Here is a 22293-nt window from a genome sequence, read left to right on the forward strand (position 1 = left end):
CGTTTATTCTGAATTCCGACAGTGTTAAGGAACGATAGTATTTTGACTACCATTAAACAACGTTTAGATGACTTATCTACAAGTGACTTCACCGGCGCCATCAAAGATATCCAGCGTGGTATTGAACGAGAAACGTTACGCGTATCACCTAATGGTAAAATTTCTCAAAAAGAGCACCCAAAGTTATTAGGCGCGGCTTTAACTCACCCTTATATTACTACTGACTATTCAGAAGCTTTATTGGAGTTAATTACTCCGCCATCGAATGATATAAATAAAACCTACGCGCAACTTCAAGATATTCATCATTTTGTAACAAAGCATATTGGCGATGAGGTTTTATGGCCAATGAGTATGCCTTGCTTTATTGAGCATCAAGATGAAATCCCACTGGCGTATTACGGTGAGTCTAATATAGGTAAAATGAAACGTACCTATCGTAAAGGATTAAAAAATAGATACGGCTCTATGATGCAGGCCATCGCGGGCATCCATTACAACTTTTCTTTACCTACTACGTTTTGGCTAGCATACCAAAAGCAACAAGGTTTAACCGGCAGTCTAATGGATTTCCAGTCTGAGCAATATATGCGAATGGTAAGAAATATTAAAAGGTACGTATGGGTTGTAACTTATCTTTTTGGCGCTTCGCCTGCTATGTGTCGTTCATTTTTAGAAGGTAAAGGTGAAGCGTTACCATTTGAAACCTTTGGTAAAGGCTCTGTTTATTTACCTCACGCCACGTCGTTAAGAATGAGTGACCTAGGTTACACAAATAGCGAGCAGTCTGCGTTAAACGTTGAATATGGTTGTTTAAAGGAATACATCACTAAGTTACGACAGGCGATTCGGACAGAGTCGTTAGATTACAAAAAGATAGGTGTTAAAATTGGTTCGGACTACCAACAGCTAAACCATAATATTTTACAGATAGAAAACGAATTGTATGCACCCGTACGTCCAAAACAAGTGGCTAAGTCTGGTGAGAAACCAACCGACGCATTGGAAAATCGTGGCATAATGTACGTTGAGTTAAGAGCTCTGGACGTAAATCCGTTTTCACCAGTAGGTATTTCTAAAGAACAAATGCGTGTGATTGATGTATTTATGCTTTTTTGCTTATTAACCGAGCAGGACCAGCTAACTGCTGATCAACAAGCCGAGGCAGAGGAAAACCAAGACCGCATCGTATTAAATGGACGAGCAGAGTCTTTAGATTTAGTTTTAAATGGCACTACAGTTTCACGTCAAGAGTGGTTAACAAATATTTTTGCTGAGCTTAAATCTGTGGCGTTATGGTTAGACAAACATATTGGCGGCGATCAGTATACCTTAGCGATAGATCAAATATCAGGCGCCATTACGGATCCTAATAAGACCTTGTCAGGACAACTCCTCAATACACTTCTAAAAGACGATCTCGATAATGGCTATTACGCTTTATCTTTGGCTGACCGCTATAAACAGCAAAATATAGCGCACCTTCCTAGCGTATTTAAACCGTCTTTCTTAGTGCAAGAAACTCAAACGTCATGGCAAAAGCAGCAAGACATTGAGGCCAGTGATACCTTGTCGTTTGATGAGTTTTTAGAAAACTACTTTACTTACCAAACTTAAATTTCAGACAAAAAAAAGCGAGCAAAGGGATATGCTCGCTAAAATAACAACAACTTCCAGGGAATGAAAAAAACTGCTTTCACTATGTTAGACTCCTTTAAACAAAAAAGTTCTCAGAATCTTCAATTAATTTCAATTTAAACTAAATATCTTTATAACCACATGATTTTAGTTAGTATTAAATTTACTCTTTAGTTCACATTATTTTCGGCTTGGACTTTAGCGTGACTAAATCGCAAGCAAAAAAAAACGAGTAAATTAAATTTACTCGTCAAACTAACAACAAAATTCAGGGAAAAATCTGTTACTGTAATGTTTGACAGGTTTCAGCAGGAAAGTTCAATTAAAATGAAAAAAAGTGTCATTATTTTAATTTTAATAATGTTAATTAGTGGTTGTGTCACTCCTCAACCAAAAAATATTTCTAACATATGTGAAATTTTCAAAGAAAGAGAAGACTGGTGGGACGCTGCTAACGATATGAATGACCGATGGGGAACGCCGATCCATGTCGTTATGGCAATGATGTATCAAGAAAGTTCGTTCAAAGCCGACGCTGCGCCACCGATGGAATATTTTTTAGGCTTCATACCAATTGGTCGAGCAAGCTCTGCTTACGGATACTCACAAGCAAAAACGGTCACTTGGGATGAGTATGTTAAGGAATCAGGCAACTCTTGGAGCAGTCGCTCTGACTTTGATGATGCGATTGATTTTATGGGCTGGTATACAGCAAAAACAAATCGACTAAATAAAGTCTCTAAATGGGACGCTAAAAATCAATATTTAAATTATCACGAAGGGTGGGGCGGCTATAAACGCAAAACCTACCGGAAAAAGGCTTGGTTAGTTCGTGTTGCTCAAAAAGTTGATAATCGAGCCAAACGATATGCTACCCAATTAAGAGGCTGCGAGGATTATTTGAATAGCAGCTGGTTGTGGCGATTGATGTTTCATTGATCTAACAAAATTCAATATCTGAGGGTTCAAAGAGTTTGAACCCTTTTTTATGGAAGGCTAAGATGCTTTCTTCTGTTGGGTAGCTAAAGTAATTCCCAGCGCTGGTTTGAGGTTGACCAACAAGTAGCCTTCCACACTCAATAGTTTGAATTGATTTTACTAATTCTGGAATACTTTGCTTATATACATTTAAGACATTCCACCAATATGACTTTGAACTTACAAGTTCAATTGGTATGCGAGTAATGATTTGACCGGTATCAATAGAGGCATCGTCAATACTATGGATTGTCGCCCCTATAAGCGAATCCTTTGGCTTAAATGTTGAATCTAGACTAGATGCTTTTTCTGTATTTAGCATTGCCCAAAATGTCGCCATTACGCCTTTAAATTCAGGTAGTAAGCCTGAGTGCAAATTTAACACACCAAATTTTGGTAGTTTTATAACTGGTTCCCTCAATATTTTGCCAAAACGGATAGATAAAATAACATCGGGTTTTATTGCGGAGAGTTGCTCCAAGCCCTTTGGCGTATTGATATTGTCGAGTAATTTGGCAGAGTGAAGAGGACTGTGTTTGAACTCAGGTGACTGTAGTAAATCAGACTCAAACTGAGCTAACTCTAGCAGCTCTTTTGGTAAATTATTGGTTCCCCCGACTTTACTGGATGTAAAAATGTGCACTTTGTGACTTTCAATAGCTGGTAACAACAGGCTTAAGGCATAGTGTGCGGGAACATCTCTATTTGTTAATACAATAATATTTAGCATAGAAAACCTAATTTTGGCTTAGTTCGTTTGAACAAAAGACTATTGATAAATTAAATAGGGCTGACGGTCTTTTAAAAATTGATTGAGCCCTGGCTGCCATTGGTTCCGAATGTCGCTGAGCGTTTTATTATTCTGCAAATCTTTTCTCAGTTGATCTGTGCCTGCCAATTTATCAAAAAACTCAGGTCGATCAATGAAGATATATTTGGGCCTTGATTGTGTGTTGCTTGTGTTTGCTGTTTGCATAAAAAGTTGATGCCATTGATACAGAAAACTTAAATCTAGTTGTGAGTTTATTAAGCCATCGTCCCTCCCATTTTCCGATAAGAGAAGAGTACCGGTGAGCGTCGTATTTTCCCACTTAGGATATTTAGAGACACCAGCAATGGAACGTGGCGTAAAAGAATAATTACCAATGAATAGCTCAGGGTGACCAATGACTTGAAACGGTTGTTGAGTGCCTCTACCTATGCTTACTGTGGTGGCTTCAAAAAGCACTAGCGAAGGATATAAAGTCACTGCCTGCGTATTTGGCAAATTAGGGCTTGGCGGAATAGGGAGACTATAATTTGCGGTACGTTGATAGTATTTAACGGGGATCACGGTAAGTTCTAGTGGAATTGATGCGGTTTGATTCGCTATTGGGTGAATCGAGTTTAACCAATTTTCTCCAACAATCATCTGTGCTAGCTCCCCAACGGTTAATCCATAAACCATAGGAACCGGCAAGAGCCCAACAAAGGATCTAAACTTAGGATCAAGCATCGGACCATCCACTTTTTGAAGGTGAGGGTTTGGTCGGTCGAGCACAATAAAAGGAATGCCCTGTTGCTGTGCTGCTTGCATCATGTAAAACATACTGTTGATATAAGTATAAAATCGAGCGCCAACATCTTGAATGTCGTAAACGATAACATCTAGCTCTGCAATTATTTGGTTAGGCGGCCGTTTGTTTTTTCCATAAATAGAAACGAGAGGAATACCGGTTTTAGCATCAACAGAGGATTTAACAATTTCGCCGTCGCTGTGATCGCCTCTAACGCCATGTTCTGGAGCAAAAACGAGAGTAACATTAATATTATTTTTAAGTAGCAAATCAAGTAAATGAATGTTTTTATCTTGAATACGTGTGCGATGTTTCGAGACACCATCACTAGAGTCATCATCTGCATCAACTTCAATATTTATTTCAAATGCAACGGACGTTTGATTGGCAACCAGACCAACTCGCTTACCTTTTAGTAATGGTAAGTAAGCCTCAATTTGTTCTGCACCAACCTGTATTGCATGTGCTTGATTAGCTCGACTTTCAACAGACCAACTGTATGAAAAAAAACAAATGGCACAGACAAAAAATCTCCATTGCTTCACAAATACGCTCCTTTTTGTTGTTGGTGTTATTAACTAAGTGCTAGGTGCCTAAGTCTCAAAGATTAAAACTCCCAAATAATTTAGGTAGTTAAGCACATAAGTATCCGAGTGTATTAAGCACAATTGCAAGTTATAAATTATTCAGTGCGCGTCTTAAAAAGCCATTATGATTGGCAAGATATTGCGCCGCTTGTGCTTGGTCTAAGCCAGACTTTTGCATCAAAATGGCCAGTTTCACATTGTTCTGAGCGCCAACTAATAGCTGTTCGGCTTGCTCAAATGAGATACCACAGGCCTGCTCAATGATACGACAGGCTCGTTTCACAAGTTTGTGGTTACTCGCCTTAACGTCGACCATGAGGTTTTCATAACATTTACCCAGCTGCACCATAGCGCCGGTGCTCAACATATTTATGATCATTTTTTGCGCGCTACCTGCTTTTAATCTAGTTGAACCTGACAATATTTCAGGCCCTAAATTAACAGCAATTGGAATGTCAGCAATGTCATTAATGGTAGCAACCGGGTTACAAGTGACACTGATGGTTTTGCAGCCTAGTGATTTGGCATAATTTAACCCGCCGATAACATAAGGCGTGCGACCGCTAGCCGCGATACCCACAACCACATCAGGGATGGCGAGATTTAAGTCAATAAGGTCTTTTTGGCCAAGTTCAGTGCTATCTTCAGCCCCTTCGACGGCTTTAAACATTGCGCCCTGGCCACCGGCTAACAAACCAATCACCGTATTGGGATCTGTACTAAAGGTGGGCGGGCATTCTACGGCATCAAGTACACCTAAACGGCCACTGGTTCCAGCCCCCATATAAATTAAGCGACCACCGTTATTTAATGAATGGGTGATTGTATCAATGGCTTCTGCGATATGTTGCGAAACAGTCTCTATTGCTTGTGGCACGATACTATCTTGATCATTCATTAAGGCTACAATTTGGTGGCTACTCATTAAATCTAGTTGAGTGGAAGCTGAATTTCGTTGTTCTGATACGAGCTTATCCAGCGATGTTAAATTGTTATTAACTTTCTCTCTCGTTTGAGGTTGCTCAATATTAGCATCACTTAAACTGTCTGCCATGGAGAGCGCGCCCATTAAACTGGGGCTGTCAATTAGCTTAATACGTTGGGCTATGTTCGGAATTAGGTTATTTGCTAATAAATGCTCAAGGGTTGAGCTTGCTAGCCCTCCCGTAAAGAATATTTTTGAACTTTTAATACTATTCAGTAAGTCAGCCACATCATTCAAATGCTGGTGTATGGCAAGCGCGGCTAGTTTTGATGACGAGGCATATTCAAAAACAGCAGGAGCAAGGCTAGCAAAGTCTGATTGCGACGCTTCTGACAACCATTGTAAAAGTTGCTCTTTCGTAGCTCCTAGTTGCATCGCAAGTTTGGTATATAAAGGGTCTTGGTTCAGTTTATGAAATTCAGGACCTTGAACTTGATTGGCATCCCACATTTTTAAAAAGTGATTAACTAAGTAGAAACCCAGTTTTGCGCCACTTCCTTCATCGCCGATTGGAAACCCCCAACCGCCAGAAAATATGTTTTTATTATTGTCTGAATGTGCAACAAAAGAGCCGGTACCTAACGTAATTAACGCTACGTCATTAGTTTGCGGAGCTTTATCATTAACCAATTGAGACTGCTTGAGTTTACGCACAAACGCACTGAAATCGTTGCCAGAGCCAGAATCAGCGCTGCTGTTGATGAGGGACTCACATTTTGCCCCCAAAAGAGCGGTCTCACAGTCTTCTACAATTACAATAGAGTTTATGCCGGTTTGGCGAACAAGGTATTCGTGACACCTGTCAACTAACCTACTATTTCCTGCACCCGCTACGCCGATTGCAATGCGAACGTTACTGCTATCGGTTTCAGCTTGCTGAATAAGATTGATGATCAGTAGCGATAATGTTTCTGACGCTTTATCAATACCTTGAGAAAGAGAGCTAGGACCCGTTGTAGCACTAAAGCTTTGGAAATTAGAGAGATTAATTATTTGTCCAACGGTTTTTGTGCCGCCGCCGTCTATGCCGATGATAAATTTCATAAAAATGGTATCCTGTTGTGCAACAACAATGTACTAAAAAAACAAGAGACTGGAAACGTAAATACAGTGCAGATTAAAAATAACTTTTTGTTCATCATATTTATTCTATTGTTTGGCTCAATTTATAGAGTTAATGCTACAGAGTTACCCCAACCCTTGCCTGTTATGCCAACGACAAACGATTGGATTGATGTTGCTTTAGCTCAAAAGATGATGTTGGATTTTCGGTTTTATTGCGACCAAACTCAGCGTGAAACACGAGCAAAGAGTTCTGCAAATAAACAAACTTGCCAAACCCCTTTAACTGCATTAAACCCAGAGCTAAAGCATTTTATTGAAGAGTCACAAATTGGCGGAGTTATTCTCTTTTCAGAAAATATACAAGACACACTACAAGTCACCGAGTTGAACAAACAGTTGCAGTTGGCGGCGTCTAATTCGGGTTTGCCTTTGTTTATTGGTATTGATCAAGAAGGTGGTCGTGTTGCCCGCTTACCTAGAGCTGAATATGCTGCATTTTCCGGAAACATGGCCATTGGCGCCACATATCATTCATACAAAACACACTATGCCAACGCTGTTGGGCAAGCTATCGGTCAGCAGTTGTATGATTTAGGCTTTAATCTAAATTTTGCTCCCAACGTTGATGTTAATAATAATCCTCACAACCCAGTAATAAATGTCCGTTCTTTTGGTGATAATTCAGAAGTGGTGGGAGAGTTAGGGCTGGCTATGTCTGAAGGCATGCGAAGTGCAAATATATTAACCACAGCGAAACACTTTCCTGGTCACGGAAATACATCTATAGACAGTCATTCGGGATTGTCAGCGGTGAGTTCTCCGCGTCAAAAATTAGAAAAGGTAGAGTTATTGCCATTTCGTTTTTTAAGCGAAACAGATGCGGTGGACTTTATTATGTCTGCCCACATTCAATTTCCAGCATTAGACAACAGCCAGTTAACCTCGAAGTCAGGTTTGCAAATTACTCGGCCAGCCACACTTTCCAGAAAAATCATTACCGACTTGCTTAAAAAAGAATATAAATTTAAAGGTTTAGTGGTTTCTGATGCTTTAGATATGGGGGCAATAGCCAAGCATTTTACCGCGGAGCAGGCGTTAATTGAAACCTTCAACGCTGGGGTTGATATCGCGTTGATGCCTATGGTGATTGATAGTCCATCGCAAATAAAAGCGTTTACTCGTTTATTAGCCAAATTAAAAGACAAAGTATTAGTCGGCGATATTAACAAACAAGAGTTATGGTCTTCGTATCAATCTATTCTAAAGACAAAAGCAAAATTAAAAACTGCCATTAAACAACAGTTTGACCGTCGTGTTTCTAAAAGCGCTGAAATAGCAATGCAAGATAAACACAAAGCGCTTCATCAATCGTTATCTGATAAAAGTCTTACCGTTTTAAAAGGTAACGGTCATTTAGCTATCTATCGTCATGAAATTAAAATAAACACCGACAATAGGCTCTATAGGCTTTTGGCCATCATGCCAGATACTGGAAAATGCCAGGCGTTTTCAAATGCTGTTTCTGAAGCTATGGTGCTGAAAAAATCAAAGAATCCTCAAGTAAAGCAAGTTGAATTAACCTGCTTGTCTGAGTCTTCCCTAACCGACATCGAATTAAGTGCTAATGACTCTTTAGAAGGCATATTAAGTCAAACGGATCATACTAAAGTTCATAAAAAGAACATTAACAGCAAAGCTAAATTTAGTAGTCACACAGTAAACTTTGATGGCTTAGTGATTGGCTCAATAGCACCTAAACAGTCACCTTATGAAATGGTGGGGGTTGGTCAAATGGAAAGACAACAATTGCGTTCTAAATCAAGAGTTCAATTAGCTGAGCGACATAAAGTTTTGTTTAAACTAGCTAACGCACATGGAATGCAAACTATATTTATTAGTATCAGAGCTCCGTACGAGACGGAAAACTTTCAATCAGACGTTGATTCTGTAATATCGACCTACAATTACAACGTTTATTTCCAATCTAACTCACATCAATCTGACAATAAAGATAACAGCTTAAAAAGCAACAGCATAAAAGGTGAGTCCTATGAAAGTATTGCTAAGCAGCTGTTTGGCTTGATTAAAACAAGCGGTAGGTTACCCGTCAGGACAATTGGAGCGGGTGAAAAGGCAGGAAAGTCGTAGGTTTAATTGAAAATGAAATAGGCACTAACCACTTTTAACGGTAGTTAGCGCCTCATATGGTTACATTACCAGACCGGCAATAATATAAAATACAACCGTTAAGCCACCTGCGGTAAGGGCGTAAGGCAATTGAGTTTTTACGTGCTCTAGCAAGTCACAGCCTGAAGCAACCGCCGATACAGCAGTTGTATCAGAAATAGGTGAGCAGTGATCGCCAAAAATGCCGCCACCTAATATTGCAGATAGGATCAGCGGCGCGGGTAAACCAAGCTCAACAACCAGTGGCATTCCAATTGGAATTAACAGCGCAAAGGTCCCCCAAGATGTTCCGGTAGAGAAAGACATCAAACCGCCAGCGACAAAAATAAGCGCAGGAATCAAAAACAGTGGGATATTTCCTGCAACAATGCCAGCGATAAACTTACCAGTACCAAGTTCTTTTAAACTTGCCCCAAGAGCTAATGAGAATAATACAATCACTACAAGAGGTAATAATTCATTCATGCCTTTAAAGCTAATCTCGGTCATTTTTTTATGACTAAAGCGACCGCTTGTGATCATCATCACATACGCTACTAAAGCAGCAAGTGCTGTGGCATAAAGCACGGAACGAGAGCCTGAACCGTCGGTAAAACTGCCATTGCCAGTCCAAAACATAAATCCAACCATAGATACAGACATAGTAAATAATGGAATTAACATAAAACGAGGTTTAGAGGCTTTTATTTCTATGTCTGTTGTTTCCAATGCTTGCTTAGGATTTGCTTCGGCTTCTTTCATTGGTCCGTGAGTTTTATCAGCAATAATGGTGTACAGCACAATGGCAATGGTAATTAACGCATAAAAATTAAGCGGGATTGTTTGGATTAGAGTGGATACAGCTGATTGTTCAAGTTCGTAACTGCTTACTAATCCAAGCACATAGGCTCCCCAACCATTCATCAAAATTAATATACAAATTGGTGCACTTGTACTGTCGATGATATATGCAAGTCGAGCTCGACTCATGTTGAATTTGTCAAACAGCCCTCGAGAGATAATGCCTGACATTAATACTGATAAATTGGACTCTATAAAAATCACTACACCGGTTAGAAAAGGTAACATTCTAGCTCGACGAGCTGTACCGCTTATGCCCTTTTTGATCAGGAACTCAACGGTAGCCGTCACGCCACCTGAATAACGCATAAAACCTAGTAAAGCGCCCACTAACATTGAAAAAGTTAATATTCGAGTATTGTCCGGTGAGCCAAAGACGCCAATAACACGCTCTACGCTGGCGATTGAAAATTCAGTCAAAGCTGGCTGCAAACCTTCTGAACCGAGTATTAGCAACAATTCAGAACAAAAGATGGCAACAAGAAGCGCTAAGATTACTTCTTTTTTCCAAAGTACTACAACAACCGCTAATAGTGGCGGTAAAATGGTCATCCATTCAGACACAAACATTCCCCAGTTATGATATACACAAAAATTGGTTCTTTTATACCATACTAAAATACAGTCAAACATAGCTAAAGTGAGTTCATTATCGACATCCGTACGGGTATTTGTATCTACAATTTATTTTTACTCAGTATTTGATTAAACTTTCGTATGTTTTTTCAGCAAGTGTATGATTCAAAAGTAAACATTAAAAACGTCGCTATGCCCTGTCTAATTTGGAGTTGAAGCAGAGTGGCAATTTAACTTGTCGCTATATCACGCATATTTATATTGAAAATATAGTTAAATATCATTCAGGTTATTCCTTTTAGCAGTTCCAGTCTCTATAATTACCCGCTTTCTGACATTCATGTCTATAGTTACTTTGTGCGAAGTAACACCTATATATAACAAGAGGACATAACTGTGCTTCAAGAATATCGTAAACATGTTGAAGAACGTGCCGCCGAAGGTATCGTTCCTAAGCCACTAGATGCAGCTCAAGTAGCTGACTTAGTAGAGCTAATTAAAAACCCGCCTGCAGGCGAAGAAGAATTCATTTTAGACCTTTTATCAAATCGCGTACCTCCAGGTGTTGACGATGCAGCATATGTTAAAGCGGGCTTTTTAGCCGCTGTTGCAAAAGGTGAAGCTAGTTCTCCAATCCTTAGCGCTGACAAAGCGACTGAGTTATTAGGAACAATGCTAGGTGGTTACAATATCCAGCCAATGATTGACTTGCTAGATGATGCGAAACTTGCAGAAACAGCAGCAACAGGCCTTAAGAAAACATTGTTAATGTTTGACGCATTCTTCGATGTTAAAGATAAAGCTGATGCTGGCAATGAAACAGCAAAATCGGTTTTAGAGTCTTGGGCAAATGCAGAATGGTTCCTAAATAAGCCAAAAGTTGCAGAAAAAATCACAGTTAAAGTATTTAAAGTAACTGGCGAAACAAACACTGATGACCTATCTCCTGCGCCAGATGCATGGTCTCGTCCGGATATTCCACTACACGCAACAGCAATGTTGAAGATGGAACGTGAAGGTATTAATCCTGATCAGCCTGGCACTATCGGTCCAATCGAACAAATTAAACAACTTCAAGAAGATGGTATCCCACTAGCGTATGTTGGTGATGTTGTTGGTACAGGTTCTTCTCGTAAGTCAGCAACTAACTCAGTGTTATGGTTCATGGGTGATGATATTCCTCACGTACCAAACAAACGTGCTGGTGGTGTTTGTTTAGGCGGTAAAATCGCTCCAATCTTCTACAACACAATGGAAGACTCAGGTGCACTACCGATTGAATTAGACGTTCAAAAAATGGAAATGGGCGATGTAATCGACATTTACCCATATGAAGGCGTTGTTAAACGCTCTGGTACTGACGAAGTTATCTCTACTTTTGAGCTATCAAAAGTATTGTTAGATGAAGTTCGTGCTGGTGGTCGTATCCCTCTAATCATCGGCCGCGGTCTAACAACACGTGCTCGTGAAGTATTAGGTCTTGAAGCGACAGATATTTTTGCATTACCAACTGATACAGCGGAATCAACAAAAGGTTACACGCTAGCTCAAAAAATGGTTGGTAAAGCTTGTGGTGTTGAAGGTGTTCGCGCAGGTCAGTACTGTGAGCCTAAGATGACTACGGTTGGTTCACAGGATACAACAGGTCCTATGACTCGTGACGAACTTAAAGATCTTGCATGTCTTGGTTTCCAAGCTGATTTAACAATGCAGTCTTTCTGTCACACATCTGCTTATCCTAAGCCAGTTGATGTTAACACGCATCATACATTACCAGACTTCATCATGAACCGTGGCGGTGTATCACTTCGTCCAGGTGACGGTGTTATTCACTCATGGTTAAACCGTATGTTGTTACCAGACACAGTTGGTACTGGTGGTGATTCACATACTCGTTTCCCTCTTGGTATTTCTTTCCCTGCCGGTTCTGGTCTAGTGGCATTTGCTGCAGCAACAGGTGTTATGCCTCTTGATATGCCTGAATCAGTATTGGTTCGTTTTAAAGGTGAAATGCAACCGGGCATCACGTTACGTGACCTTGTTCATGCAATCCCTTACTACGGAATCAAAGAAGGTCTACTTACTGTTGCTAAAGCAGGTAAAGTAAACGAATTCTCTGGCCGTGTTCTTGAAATCGAAGGCCTTAAAGGCTTAACAGTTGAGCAAGCATTCGAATTATCTGATGCTTCTGCAGAACGTTCTGCTGCTGGTTGTTCAATCAAGATGGACGAAGAAGCGGTTGCTGAGTACTTAAACTCTAACATCGTTATGCTTAAGTGGATGATCTCTGAGGGTTACGGTGATGTACGTACTATTGAGCGTCGTATCAACGCAATGCAAGAGTGGTTAGACAACCCGTCATTGATGGAAGCGGACGCTGATGCAGAATACGCACACGTGCTAGAAATCGATCTTAACGATATTAAAGAGCCTATTGTTTGTTGTCCAAATGACCCAGATGACGCGAAACTGTTATCTGACGTTGCGGGCACTAGCATTGATGAAGTATTCATTGGTTCTTGTATGACTAACATTGGCCACTTCCGTGCTGCTGGTAAATTAATGGCGAACTTTGGCGGTGTATTACCAACTCGTACTTGGGTTGCTCCACCAACGAAGATGGACCGTGACCAGTTAACAGAAGAAGGTTACTACTTCACATATGGTAAAGCTGGGGTTCGTATCGAAACTCCTGGTTGTTCACTATGTATGGGTAACCAAGCGCGTGTTGCAGATGGTGCTACAGTACTTTCTACTTCTACTCGTAACTTCCCGAACCGTCTTGGTACAGGTGCAAATGTATACCTAACGTCTGCTGAACTAGCAGCGGCTGGCGCAATCATGGGCAAAATCCCAACAGTTGCAGAGTACATGGAATACGCGAAGCACATAGATACGACGGCTGCGGATACATACCGTTACCTGAACTTCCATAAGATGACGCAATACACGGATAAAGCTGAAAAAGTTATTATTCAAAAAGCGGTTTAATTGTTACTTAACAGTTAATTAGCTAGCAAACGTAAGTAAAGTTTGCGCATAATAAAAGGCACACATTGTTGTGCCTTTTTTGATCTTTGTATTTATTAAATTGTAATTGGAGCAAATCTATGCGAGACAACATCGTCCGATTTTTATCAAGTATTGTTGTATCTATGATAGCCATATTGCTTTGTTTTGGGCTTTTAGACTTAATCTGGTTTAGCGTGATATCGGGGGATTGGTATCAGCAAGAAATGCAGAAATTAATGAGAGCAGACTTTATTGTATGGCCATGGTTAGTGTTTTATTTTTTATATGGCGGTGTGACCTTCGTATTAGCTGTTGTCGCCAATAGAGATAAACCTATTTATTACGCTGGCATTGATGGCGCACTATTGGGCTTGGCCAGCTACGGCGCATATAATTTAACAAACTATAGCATTATTGAAGGTTTCTCTTTATTTATCATGATGATCGACTGGTCTTGGGGAATATTTTTGACAAGTGTCAGTGCGATGGCCGGATGGGTTGGATTTCAAAAAATGAGAACGGATTTATTATAAAAAAGTTGATACTTTTAGTAGCTTGCCTCGTACTAACGCTTATAGCAGATTCGATGAGCGACAGCCGTCTATAAATAAATGAATAATCGAGGCAGAAAATATAGTGAAAAAACTACTTACCGTAATAGCGATGGCATTTTTAGCAGGATGCTCCATTGTGGGTGAAGCCGGAGTTGAATCAGCGCCATATGATTTAATAAAAACAGATATTGACTCCAAAACTGAAACTCAGCTTGAAATCCGTGAATATAAATCAATGGTTTTGGTCTCAACAAGTATGGATGATGGTGGAAGAAATAGCGCCTTTCGACGCTTATTTAACTATATCGCTGGCGACAATAAAGGACAAAAAGAAATTGCGATGACCGCACCTGTTTACATGGGTAATGACGCATCAGAAAATGCCTCCGGTATTAAAGAGCAGGGGACAAAAATTGCGATGACGGCCCCTGTATTTATGAACAACGATGCGGTTAAAAACTTACAAGGCAACGCAATGTCCTTTGTAATGCCAGCCGACTTTACTTATGCAACTACTCCTACACCTAACAATAGCAAGGTGATTGTATCTGAAGTTAAGAACTATAAAGTAGCCGCAATTACTTTTAGCTGGACGTTAAGTGATAGTAATGTAGAGAAACATACTAAAATATTACTGGATTGGTTGAAGAAAACGGACTACACCGTTGTAGGAAAGCCTTACACGGCGGCTTACAATGGGCCAATGACGCTGCCTATGTACCGTAAAAATGAAATCCTAGTACCAATTAAATAGTGTAATTGCGACAACAAATATAGTTTTTAGTTGTATTGAATCCGTACAACAGTCGCAATCTAAGCCTGAAATAACTCGATCTCAGGCTTTTATCATTTAAATATAATGACAGTGTTTTAATCTCTCCTATGCTTTGTGTTAAACTCGCGCGTATTCAAGCCCTGAGACTAATTGTAAGTAGAATCAAAGATCATGTTAGATAACGTTAGAATAGTACTAGTAAACACCTCTCACACCGGCAACATCGGTTCTGTGGCTCGAGCCATGAAAACGATGGGGTTGTCTGATTTAGTATTAGTTGATCCTGTAAAAGAGCCAGATAGTCATGCCTCAGCGCTTGCTGCCGGTGCTACCGACGTTTTAGGTAACGCTAGGATTGTTTCTGAACTTAAAGATGCTATTTCTGATTGTGGCTTAGCCATCGCGACTAGCGCTCGTTCAAGAACACTATCTTGGCCTATGCTTGAACCAAGAGAGTGTGGCAAAAAAGTCGTAGTCGAAGGAAAACAACATAAAGTTGCACTGGTATTTGGTCGCGAAAACTCTGGTTTAACCAATGAAGAGCTTCAACAATGTCAGTTCCATGTGCATATCCCAGCTAATCCAGATTATAGCTCATTAAACTTAGCCATGGCTGTACAGACCATTAGTTATGAAGTTCGCATGAACTTTCTTGAAGAACAACAAAGTCAATTTGAACCACTCGATGTTGAATACCCTAACAGTGAACAACTAGAAGGCTTTTATTCTCACTTAGAGGAAGCGTTAACAAAAACTGGGTTTATAGTGAAACAGCATCCTGGCCAAGTAATGACAAAGCTGCGTCGCTTATTCAATCGTGCAAGACCTGAATCTCATGAGCTAAATATACTTCGAGGCATCATGACGTCTATTACAAAAAACAAAGACTAAAATCTAACATACAGAGAAAGCCATGTTTGAGCGAATAAAAGAAGATATCAAAAGTGTGTATAGCCGAGATCCAGCGGCGCGTAGCAATATGGAGATTCTTTTTAATTATCCTGGCTTACACGCTATTTGGATGCAAAGAGTCAGCCATCGATTATGGCTCGCCAATTGGAAATGGTTAGCAAGGTTTATCTCCACAATTGCTCGATGGATTACGGGTGTTGAGATACATCCAGGCGCTACAATTGGTCGACGCTTTTTTATCGATCATGGCATGGGCGTTGTCATTGGTGAAACGGCAGAAATAGGCGATGACGTTACGGTATACCATGGCGTTACTTTAGGCGGAACAAGTTGGAATGGTGGTAAACGCCATCCTACTTTAAAAGACGGTGTTGTTGTTGGTGCTGGCGCAAAAATACTAGGTCCAATTGTTATCAATAAAAATGCGCGAGTTGGCTCAAATTCAGTTGTAGTTAAAGAAGTACCAGAAGGTGCAACGGTTGTTGGCATACCTGGCAGACTTGTTACCAAAGCCGCGCCTGAGAAACATGATAAGCGCAGTAAAATAGCCGAAAAATACGGATTTGACGCCTATGCCGTTTCTCCAGACAATCCAGATCCGGTCGCAAGTGCTATTGGCCGTATGGTTGATCATATTTCAATAATGGACGAAAAAATTGCTTCGTTGTGTACGGAAGTATGCAAAATGGGTGGCGATGTGTGTGATAAAGCATTACCAGAAATTGATCTTGAAGACGATTTTAAAGAGGCGGAACAAACCGCAGCTAAACAGCGCGAAGCTGGCATGGCAGGATTTGATCCCGCAATTTAATATCAACACAATCTATCACTGAACTAAATACAATAAATTATTGGCAATATATCGGGACACACTTAGGCCTTTTATTCCAATATTTAAATTGAAATTAGTTAATAACCTACTAAAATAGTCAGGTATTAATACTTGACTAATTTACTCAGGTTTGTAAAATGCGCAGCCAAGTAAATCAGGCTGTAGCGCGTTTTTAAGCAGGCTAATTAAGGATTCTAAATGAAACTATCTTCAAAAGGTCGATATGCGGTTACCGCAATGTTAGATGTTGCTTTGCATGCGTCTAATGGTCCTGTGCCTTTAATGGATATTTCTGAGCGCCAAGGGATTTCCCTGTCGTATTTAGAACAACTATTTGCCAAGCTTCGTAAAAGCCAACTTGTAAATAGTGTTAGAGGTCCAGGTGGTGGATATTTCTTAGGCAGAGAAGCCGCGGATATCTCTATTAACGAAGTAATAGCAGCTGTTGATGAAAGCGTGGATGCAACTAAATGTGCAGGCCAAGCAAATTGCCAAGGTGGCTCTCGCTGCTTAACTCACAAGTTGTGGGAAAACCTAAGTGATCGAATCGAAAGTTTTTTAAGTAACATCACCCTTGGTGAGTTAGTTGACCAAAAAGATGTTAAGCGCATTGCCGAGCGTCAGGATTCGAAAAACACCTCAATTCGCTTTGTCGCGGATAGTCTATAAATTTTTTAACTATTGTAAGCAAACAATAGAGTGCGGAGAAATTAATGAAGTTACCTATTTATCTAGATTATGCAGCAACAACGCCAGTAGATCCGCGTGTTGCAGAGCAAATGATGAACTGTCTTACAATGGATGGTACGTTTGGAAATCCAGCATCTCGTTCTCACCGCTATGGTTGGCAAGCAGAAGAATTGGTTGATATCGCACGTAACAACGTGGCTGAATTAGTTAATGCAGACCCAAGAGAAATCGTTTTTACTTCGGGTGCAACAGAATCAAATAACTTAGCAATAAAAGGCGCCGCGAACTTTTATTCTAAAAAAGGTAAGCACGTAATTACTGCTAAGACAGAGCATAAAGCCGTATTAGACACGTGTCGTGAGCTAGAGCGTCAAGGTTTCGAAGTTACCTACTTAGACGTTTTACCAAACGGTCTTATCGACTTAGACCTGCTTGAAAAAACAATGCGTGATGACACAGTGTTAGTTAGCATCATGCATATCAATAATGAAATTGGTGTTAAGCAAGATATTGCAAAAATTGGCGAAATGTGTCGCGAACGTAAAATCATCTTTCATGTTGATGCAGCACAAAGCGCAGGCAAAGTTGCAATTGATTTAGCAGAATTGAAAGTAGACTTAATGTCATTTTCAGCACATAAAATGTACGGTCCGAAAGGTATTGGTGCCTTATACGTGCGTCGTAAACCTCGTATTCGTTTAGAGGCGCAAATGCACGGTGGTGGTCATGAACGTGGTTTCCGTTCAGGTACACTAGCCGTTCACCAAATTGTTGGCATGGGCGAAGCCGCTCGTGTTGCAAAAGAAGACATGGAAAAAGATACGAAACACATCATCGAATTACGTGATCGTCTTTGGAATGGTATCAAGCATATTGAAGAGACTTATATTAACGGCGACATGGATCAACGTTACCCAGGTATCTTTAATGTGAGCTTTAACTTTGTTGAAGGTGAAAGCTTGATCATGGCGCTAAAAGATATGGCCGTTTCTTCAGGTTCAGCATGTACATCAGCAAGTTTAGAACCTTCATACGTACTAAGAGCACTTGGTTTATCTGATGAATTAGCGCATAGCTCAATTCGTTTTAGTATCGGACGTTTCACAACAGAAGAAGATATTGACCACGTTATTGGTCAGGTAAATAACTCTATTGATAAGTTACGCGAAATGTCACCGCTTTGGGAAATGTTTAAAGACGGTGTTGATTTATCAAAAATTGAATGGGCAGCGCACTAGTCGCTCATTGAACTAAGAATACCAACATGGCGTTGGTTTTAAATTCAGCGCCAACTTGAACAAAATTAAACTGCATCTAGCAGTGTAGGAGCTAAAAATGGCTTATAGCGAAAAAGTAATCGACCATTATGAAAACCCACGTAACGTAGGTTCGTTTGATAAGAATGATCCAAGCATAGCAACAGGTATGGTTGGCGCACCAGCATGTGGTGACGTAATGAAGTTACAACTTAAAATCGACAGCAACGGTATTATCGAAGACGCTAAGTTCAAAACATACGGTTGTGGCTCTGCAATTGCTTCATCTTCACTTGTTACTGAGTGGGTTAAAGGCAAATCAATTGAACAAGCTCAAGCACTTAGCAATACTGAGATTGCAGAAGAGTTAGCATTACCGCCAGTTAAAATTCACTGTTCTATTTTAGCGGAAGATGCAATCAAAGCAGCAATCGAAGACTACAAGTCAAAGCGTGGCGAGTAATTTCGTCACAATAATTGTAGTAGTTTGTATTTTTTGATTTAAAAGAGTTGGGATAGTAGTAATGGCAATCAGTTTAACGGATGCAGCAGCAGACCGGGTAAGAACCTTTTTAGCGAATCGTGGTAAAGGCTTAGGCTTGCGCTTAGGCGTTAAAACAACAGGCTGCTCTGGTTTAGCGTATGTACTTGAGTTTGTAGATGAGTTGCAAGAAGGCGATGAAGTCTTTGAACACAATGACGTTAAAGTGATTGTTGATGCGAAAAGTTTAGTTTATTTAGATGGTACACAATTAGATTTCGTAAAAAATGGCCTAAACGAAGGTTTCGAATTTACTAATCCTAATCAAAAAGATGAATGTGGTTGTGGTGAGAGCTTTACTGTCTGAACCCCACCCGATCTGAATTATTAAGGCCATCACGTAAAGTATGGCCTTCTTTGTTTCTAAATACGACGATAAAAGGTATACCATGCGGTATTTTGAATTGTTTGATTTGCCTGTCCAATTTGACGTAGATCTTGTGTTACTTCAAGATCGTTTTCGTGCGATTCAAAAACAAGTGCACCCAGATAAATTTGCAAATGGTAGCGACCAACAAAAGCTAATGGCGGTTCAACAAGCTTCAGAAGTTAATGATGCTTACGAAACGTTGAAGCACCCACTATCCCGCGCAGAATATATGGTTGCTCAGCACGGTCATGATGTTCGACATGAGCAAAAAACAATTCGTGATGGCTTGTTTTTAATGCAGCAAATGGAGCTTCGTGAGGAATTAGAAGAGATTGAATCGTCATCAGATCCCGAAGCGGCAATTGATGTTTTTTACAACGATGTAAAAAAGCTGATCACGCAGTACACTGAAGAGTTTAATAAAAACTTTGATAAAACAGACTTCAAAGCAGCCGCCTTGTCCGTTAAAAAGCTAAGATTTATTTATAAGTTAAAAGACGAAGCGCAATCGTTAGAAGACAAGTTACTAGACTACTAATTTAGGAAAGTTAACGTTTAATTATGGCATTACTTCAAATAGCAGAACCAGGTCAGAGCACCAATCCACATGAGCATAAATTAGCAGTAGGTATAGACTTAGGCACAACAAACTCACTTGTTGCGTCTGTTCGTAGCGGTCTACCAGAAGTATTAGCTGATGAGGAAGGTAACAAGTCGTTACCGTCAGCAGTACAGTATTTACAAGACTCAATTATCGTCGGTCACCAAGCTAAAAAGAATGCAGCCAGTGATCCTGAGAATACATTGGTATCGGTAAAGCGCTTTTTAGGGCGTGGATTAGCCGATATCAACCGTTTGTATGGTGACTTACCTTATCAGTTTGTTGAAAAAGAGCACACGGTCAATATTCAAACGTGTCAGGGCGAAAAAAACCCAATTGAAGTTTCAGCCGAGATCTTGAACAAACTTCATACTCAAGCGGTAGCTACATTAGGCGATGCTTTACAAGGTGCAGTAATTACCGTTCCTGCTTATTTTGATGACGCACAGAGACATGGCACCAAAGATGCTGCCGAGATAGCTGGCATTAAGGTACTTCGTCTGATTAACGAACCAACAGCGGCAGCAATCGCCTACGGTTTAGACTCAGGAAAAGAGGGCGTTATTGCAGTTTACGACTTAGGTGGTGGTACTTTTGATATTTCCATTCTGCGTTTAAACAAAGGTGTTTTTGAAGTCTTATCCACGGGCGGTGATTCAGCACTAGGCGGCGATGATTTTGATCGCGCAATAGTGAAGCTGTTACTTAAAAACGCTAGCGTAGACGTTAAATTGAGTCCAACAAGCCTTCGCAAGATGTATGATCTTGGTAGAGAGTTAAAAGAGTCACTAACCACTCAAGACGTAGTAACGTTTGACCTTTCTCTAGCAGAAGGCGAAATTAAAGGGCAAATATCTAAGTCTGAATTTGAAGCGGAAATTGCAACCTTAGTCAAATCAACCTTGAGAAGCTGCCGTCGTGCTATAAAAGACGCTGAAGTTGATGTTGAAGAGATTTTAGAAGTTGTAATGGTTGGTGGTTCAACGCGCGTTCCCCTAGTTAGAGAACAAGTTGAAACGTTTTTTAACAAGCCTCCACTAACTTCGATTAACCCAGACGAAGTGGTTGCTATTGGTGCAGCAATACAAGCTGATTTGCTCGTTGGTAATAAGCCCGACTCCGATATGCTATTACTAGACGTAACACCATTGTCTCTAGGGTTAGAAACTATGGGCGGATTGGTTGAAAAAGTAATACCTCGAAATACCACAATTCCTGTTGCTAGAGCGCAAGAGTTTACCACTTATAAAGATGGTCAAACGATGATGGCGATCCATGTTCTTCAGGGTGAGCGCGAAATGGTTGATGACTGTCGTAGTTTGGCGCGCTTTGTTTTGAAAGGTATTCCACCATTAACGGCGGGAATCGCGGTAATTAGAGTTACGTTTAAAATTGATGCCGATGGTTTGTTAAGTGTCACAGCAATGGAAAAGTCCACTGGAGTTGAAGCTTCCATTCAAGTGAAGCCTTCTTACGGTTTAGAGCAGTCTGAAATTGCACAAATGATTAAAGCTTCAATGTCTAACGCGAGAGAAGACATGGCCGCGCGTATGTTAGCGGAGAAAAAAGTAGATGCAATTCGGATGATTGAAGCGATTGAAATGGCAATTAATGAGTCAGGGCATCTGTTACAGTCTGATGAATTAGCAGAAATTGAACAGGCGATTAATGCACTTAGATTAACGACATCACAAACTGATGGCGATAAAATTAAACAAGCTATTAAAGCCTTAGATGACATCAGTCAGCCATTTGCAGCTAGAAGAATGGAAGACAGTATTAAACAAGCGTTGACCGGTCATTCTGTCAACGATGTATAAAATTTAGAAAGAAGAGACTTAACTATGCCACAAATTATATTTTTACCTCATGCTGATCTTTGTCCAGATGGGGCTGTTTTAGAAGGCGAGAAAGGCGAGTCAGTGCTTAACGTAGCCTTAAAAAATGATATAGACATTGAACATGCTTGTGAAAAAGTATGCGCATGCACTACTTGTCACATCATTGTTCGTGAAGGTTTTGATTCATTAGAAGAAAGCGATGAACTAGAAGACGATATGCTTGATAAAGCATGGGGATTAGAAGCAGAATCTCGATTAGGTTGCCAAGCTATTATTAGAGATGAAGACTTAGTGGTAGAGATCCCAAAATATAGTTTAAATCACGCTAAAGAAAATCATTAATATTTAGCATAAACAAACTATACTCTGTGATAAGCCCAATCAAAAATGATTGGGCTTTGTTTTTAGGAAAAAACTAATGACAGACTTAGCATATATCAGTAAATTGTTAAGAAGACTAAATAATAATTTATATAGCTGACTTTGCTGTTGAATTT

19 protein-coding genes are annotated in these 22293 nt (G+C 40.1%); 15 read left to right on the forward strand and 4 right to left on the reverse strand.

Going from position 1 to position 22293, the window contains the following annotated elements; genetic code table 11:
• Nucleotides 1-42: 42 nt before the first annotated feature.
• Complete coding sequence (gene gshA / locus J9318_RS04775) at nt 43-1617, forward strand: glutamate--cysteine ligase (RefSeq protein WP_244731896.1); 1575 nt, start codon at nt 43-45, stop codon at nt 1615-1617.
• 348 nt (nt 1618-1965) lie between these two features.
• Nucleotides 1966-2577 (forward strand): transglycosylase SLT domain-containing protein, encoded by a 612-nt coding sequence (locus J9318_RS04780; protein ID WP_210561786.1) that lies wholly within the window; start codon nt 1966-1968, stop codon nt 2575-2577.
• 1 nt (nt 2578) lies between these two features.
• Here J9318_RS04780 and J9318_RS04785 read toward each other — a convergent pair whose 3' ends face one another.
• The 3 genes from J9318_RS04785 to murQ form a co-directional block, all read right to left on the reverse strand.
• The gene (locus J9318_RS04785; RefSeq protein ID WP_210561788.1) at nt 2579-3346 is read right to left on the reverse strand and encodes a formyl transferase; all 768 of its coding nucleotides are present in this window, start codon (nt 3344-3346) and stop codon (nt 2579-2581) included.
• A 39-nt stretch (nt 3347-3385) separates the two neighbouring features.
• Entirely contained in the window at nt 3386-4717 is a 1332-nt protein-coding gene (locus tag J9318_RS04790) for an exo-beta-N-acetylmuramidase NamZ family protein (protein ID WP_244731900.1), read from the reverse strand.
• Nucleotides 4718-4847: 130 nt separating this feature from the next.
• On the reverse strand, nt 4848-6788 hold the full coding sequence (gene murQ / locus J9318_RS14125; protein WP_210561790.1) for an N-acetylmuramic acid 6-phosphate etherase: 1941 nt from the start codon (nt 6786-6788) through the stop codon (nt 4848-4850).
• Here murQ and J9318_RS04800 point away from each other — a divergent pair.
• Nucleotides 6738-8957: a glycoside hydrolase family 3 protein gene (locus tag J9318_RS04800; RefSeq protein ID WP_210561792.1), complete on the forward strand. Its 2220-nt coding sequence runs from the start codon at nt 6738-6740 to the stop codon at nt 8955-8957. The genes murQ and J9318_RS04800 overlap by 51 nt on opposite strands.
• A 60-nt stretch (nt 8958-9017) precedes the next feature.
• Here J9318_RS04800 and J9318_RS04805 read toward each other — a convergent pair whose 3' ends face one another.
• Nucleotides 9018-10388, reverse strand: coding sequence for a Na+/H+ antiporter NhaC family protein (locus J9318_RS04805; RefSeq protein ID WP_244732032.1), 1371 nt, complete (start codon nt 10386-10388; stop codon nt 9018-9020).
• A 420-nt stretch (nt 10389-10808) separates the two neighbouring features.
• On the opposite strand from J9318_RS04805, the gene acnB reads away from it, so the two are divergent.
• The 12 genes from acnB to fdx all read left to right on the forward strand — a co-directional run bounded on the left by acnB (nt 10809) and on the right by fdx (nt 22138).
• A complete protein-coding gene (gene acnB, locus J9318_RS04810; RefSeq protein ID WP_210561796.1) occupies nt 10809-13403 on the forward strand; it encodes a bifunctional aconitate hydratase 2/2-methylisocitrate dehydratase in 2595 nt (864 codons plus the stop codon).
• Between the two features lie 119 nt (nt 13404-13522).
• On the forward strand, nt 13523-13957 hold the full coding sequence (locus J9318_RS04815; RefSeq protein WP_210561798.1) for a DUF2177 family protein: 435 nt from the start codon (nt 13523-13525) through the stop codon (nt 13955-13957).
• Nucleotides 13958-14060: 103 nt separating this feature from the next.
• Nucleotides 14061-14732 carry an SOUL family heme-binding protein gene (locus J9318_RS04820; RefSeq protein ID WP_210561810.1) on the forward strand — a complete coding sequence of 224 codons (672 nt, stop codon included), beginning with the start codon at nt 14061-14063 and terminating at the stop codon, nt 14730-14732.
• A 189-nt stretch (nt 14733-14921) separates the two neighbouring features.
• On the forward strand, nt 14922-15644 hold the full coding sequence (gene trmJ / locus J9318_RS04825) for a tRNA (cytosine(32)/uridine(32)-2'-O)-methyltransferase TrmJ (RefSeq protein WP_210562374.1): 723 nt from the start codon (nt 14922-14924) through the stop codon (nt 15642-15644).
• Between the two features lie 22 nt (nt 15645-15666).
• Nucleotides 15667-16476 (forward strand): serine O-acetyltransferase, encoded by an 810-nt coding sequence (cysE, locus tag J9318_RS04830; RefSeq protein WP_210561812.1) that lies wholly within the window; start codon nt 15667-15669, stop codon nt 16474-16476.
• Between the two features lie 219 nt (nt 16477-16695).
• Complete coding sequence (gene iscR, locus J9318_RS04835; protein ID WP_210561814.1) at nt 16696-17166, forward strand: Fe-S cluster assembly transcriptional regulator IscR; 471 nt, start codon at nt 16696-16698, stop codon at nt 17164-17166.
• A 44-nt stretch (nt 17167-17210) separates the two neighbouring features.
• A complete protein-coding gene (locus tag J9318_RS04840; protein ID WP_210561816.1) occupies nt 17211-18425 on the forward strand; it encodes an IscS subfamily cysteine desulfurase in 1215 nt (404 codons plus the stop codon).
• A gap of 97 nt (nt 18426-18522) precedes the next feature.
• Nucleotides 18523-18906, forward strand: coding sequence for a Fe-S cluster assembly scaffold IscU (gene iscU / locus J9318_RS04845; RefSeq protein ID WP_210561818.1), 384 nt, complete (start codon nt 18523-18525; stop codon nt 18904-18906).
• Between the two features lie 61 nt (nt 18907-18967).
• Nucleotides 18968-19291 (forward strand): iron-sulfur cluster assembly protein IscA, encoded by a 324-nt coding sequence (gene iscA, locus J9318_RS04850; protein ID WP_210561826.1) that lies wholly within the window; start codon nt 18968-18970, stop codon nt 19289-19291.
• Nucleotides 19292-19373: 82 nt separating this feature from the next.
• Nucleotides 19374-19892, forward strand: a complete 519-nt coding sequence (gene hscB, locus J9318_RS04855) for a co-chaperone HscB (protein WP_210561827.1) — start codon at nt 19374-19376, stop codon at nt 19890-19892.
• Between the two features lie 23 nt (nt 19893-19915).
• Nucleotides 19916-21775, forward strand: coding sequence for a Fe-S protein assembly chaperone HscA (gene hscA / locus J9318_RS04860; RefSeq protein WP_210561829.1), 1860 nt, complete (start codon nt 19916-19918; stop codon nt 21773-21775).
• 24 nt (nt 21776-21799) lie between these two features.
• Nucleotides 21800-22138, forward strand: coding sequence for an ISC system 2Fe-2S type ferredoxin (gene fdx / locus J9318_RS04865; RefSeq protein ID WP_210561831.1), 339 nt, complete (start codon nt 21800-21802; stop codon nt 22136-22138).
• The last annotated feature ends 155 nt before the right edge of the window (nt 22139-22293 follow it).

The sequence above is a fragment of the Psychrosphaera aestuarii genome, from assembly GCF_017948405.1.
Taxonomy (GTDB): domain Bacteria; phylum Pseudomonadota; class Gammaproteobacteria; order Enterobacterales; family Alteromonadaceae; genus Psychrosphaera; species Psychrosphaera aestuarii.

Coding starts and splice junctions, on each gene's coding strand:
- iscA (WP_210561826.1), top strand. CDS start 18,968: ATGGCAATCAGTTTAACGGATGCAGCAGCAGACCGGGTAAGAACCTTT.
- hscA (WP_210561829.1), top strand. CDS start 19,916: ATGGCATTACTTCAAATAGCAGAACCAGGTCAGAGCACCAATCCACAT.
- iscR (WP_210561814.1), top strand. CDS start 16,696: ATGAAACTATCTTCAAAAGGTCGATATGCGGTTACCGCAATGTTAGAT.
- iscU (WP_210561818.1), top strand. CDS start 18,523: ATGGCTTATAGCGAAAAAGTAATCGACCATTATGAAAACCCACGTAAC.
- cysE (WP_210561812.1), top strand. CDS start 15,667: ATGTTTGAGCGAATAAAAGAAGATATCAAAAGTGTGTATAGCCGAGAT.
- J9318_RS04840 (WP_210561816.1), top strand. CDS start 17,211: ATGAAGTTACCTATTTATCTAGATTATGCAGCAACAACGCCAGTAGAT.
- fdx (WP_210561831.1), top strand. CDS start 21,800: ATGCCACAAATTATATTTTTACCTCATGCTGATCTTTGTCCAGATGGG.
- J9318_RS04785 (WP_210561788.1), bottom strand. CDS start 3,346: ATGCTAAATATTATTGTATTAACAAATAGAGATGTTCCCGCACACTAT.
- murQ (WP_210561790.1), bottom strand. CDS start 6,788: ATGAAATTTATCATCGGCATAGACGGCGGCGGCACAAAAACCGTTGGA.
- J9318_RS04815 (WP_210561798.1), top strand. CDS start 13,523: ATGCGAGACAACATCGTCCGATTTTTATCAAGTATTGTTGTATCTATG.
- J9318_RS04780 (WP_210561786.1), top strand. CDS start 1,966: ATGAAAAAAAGTGTCATTATTTTAATTTTAATAATGTTAATTAGTGGT.
- J9318_RS04805 (WP_244732032.1), bottom strand. CDS start 10,388: ATGACCATTTTACCGCCACTATTAGCGGTTGTTGTAGTACTTTGGAAA.
- hscB (WP_210561827.1), top strand. CDS start 19,374: ATGCGGTATTTTGAATTGTTTGATTTGCCTGTCCAATTTGACGTAGAT.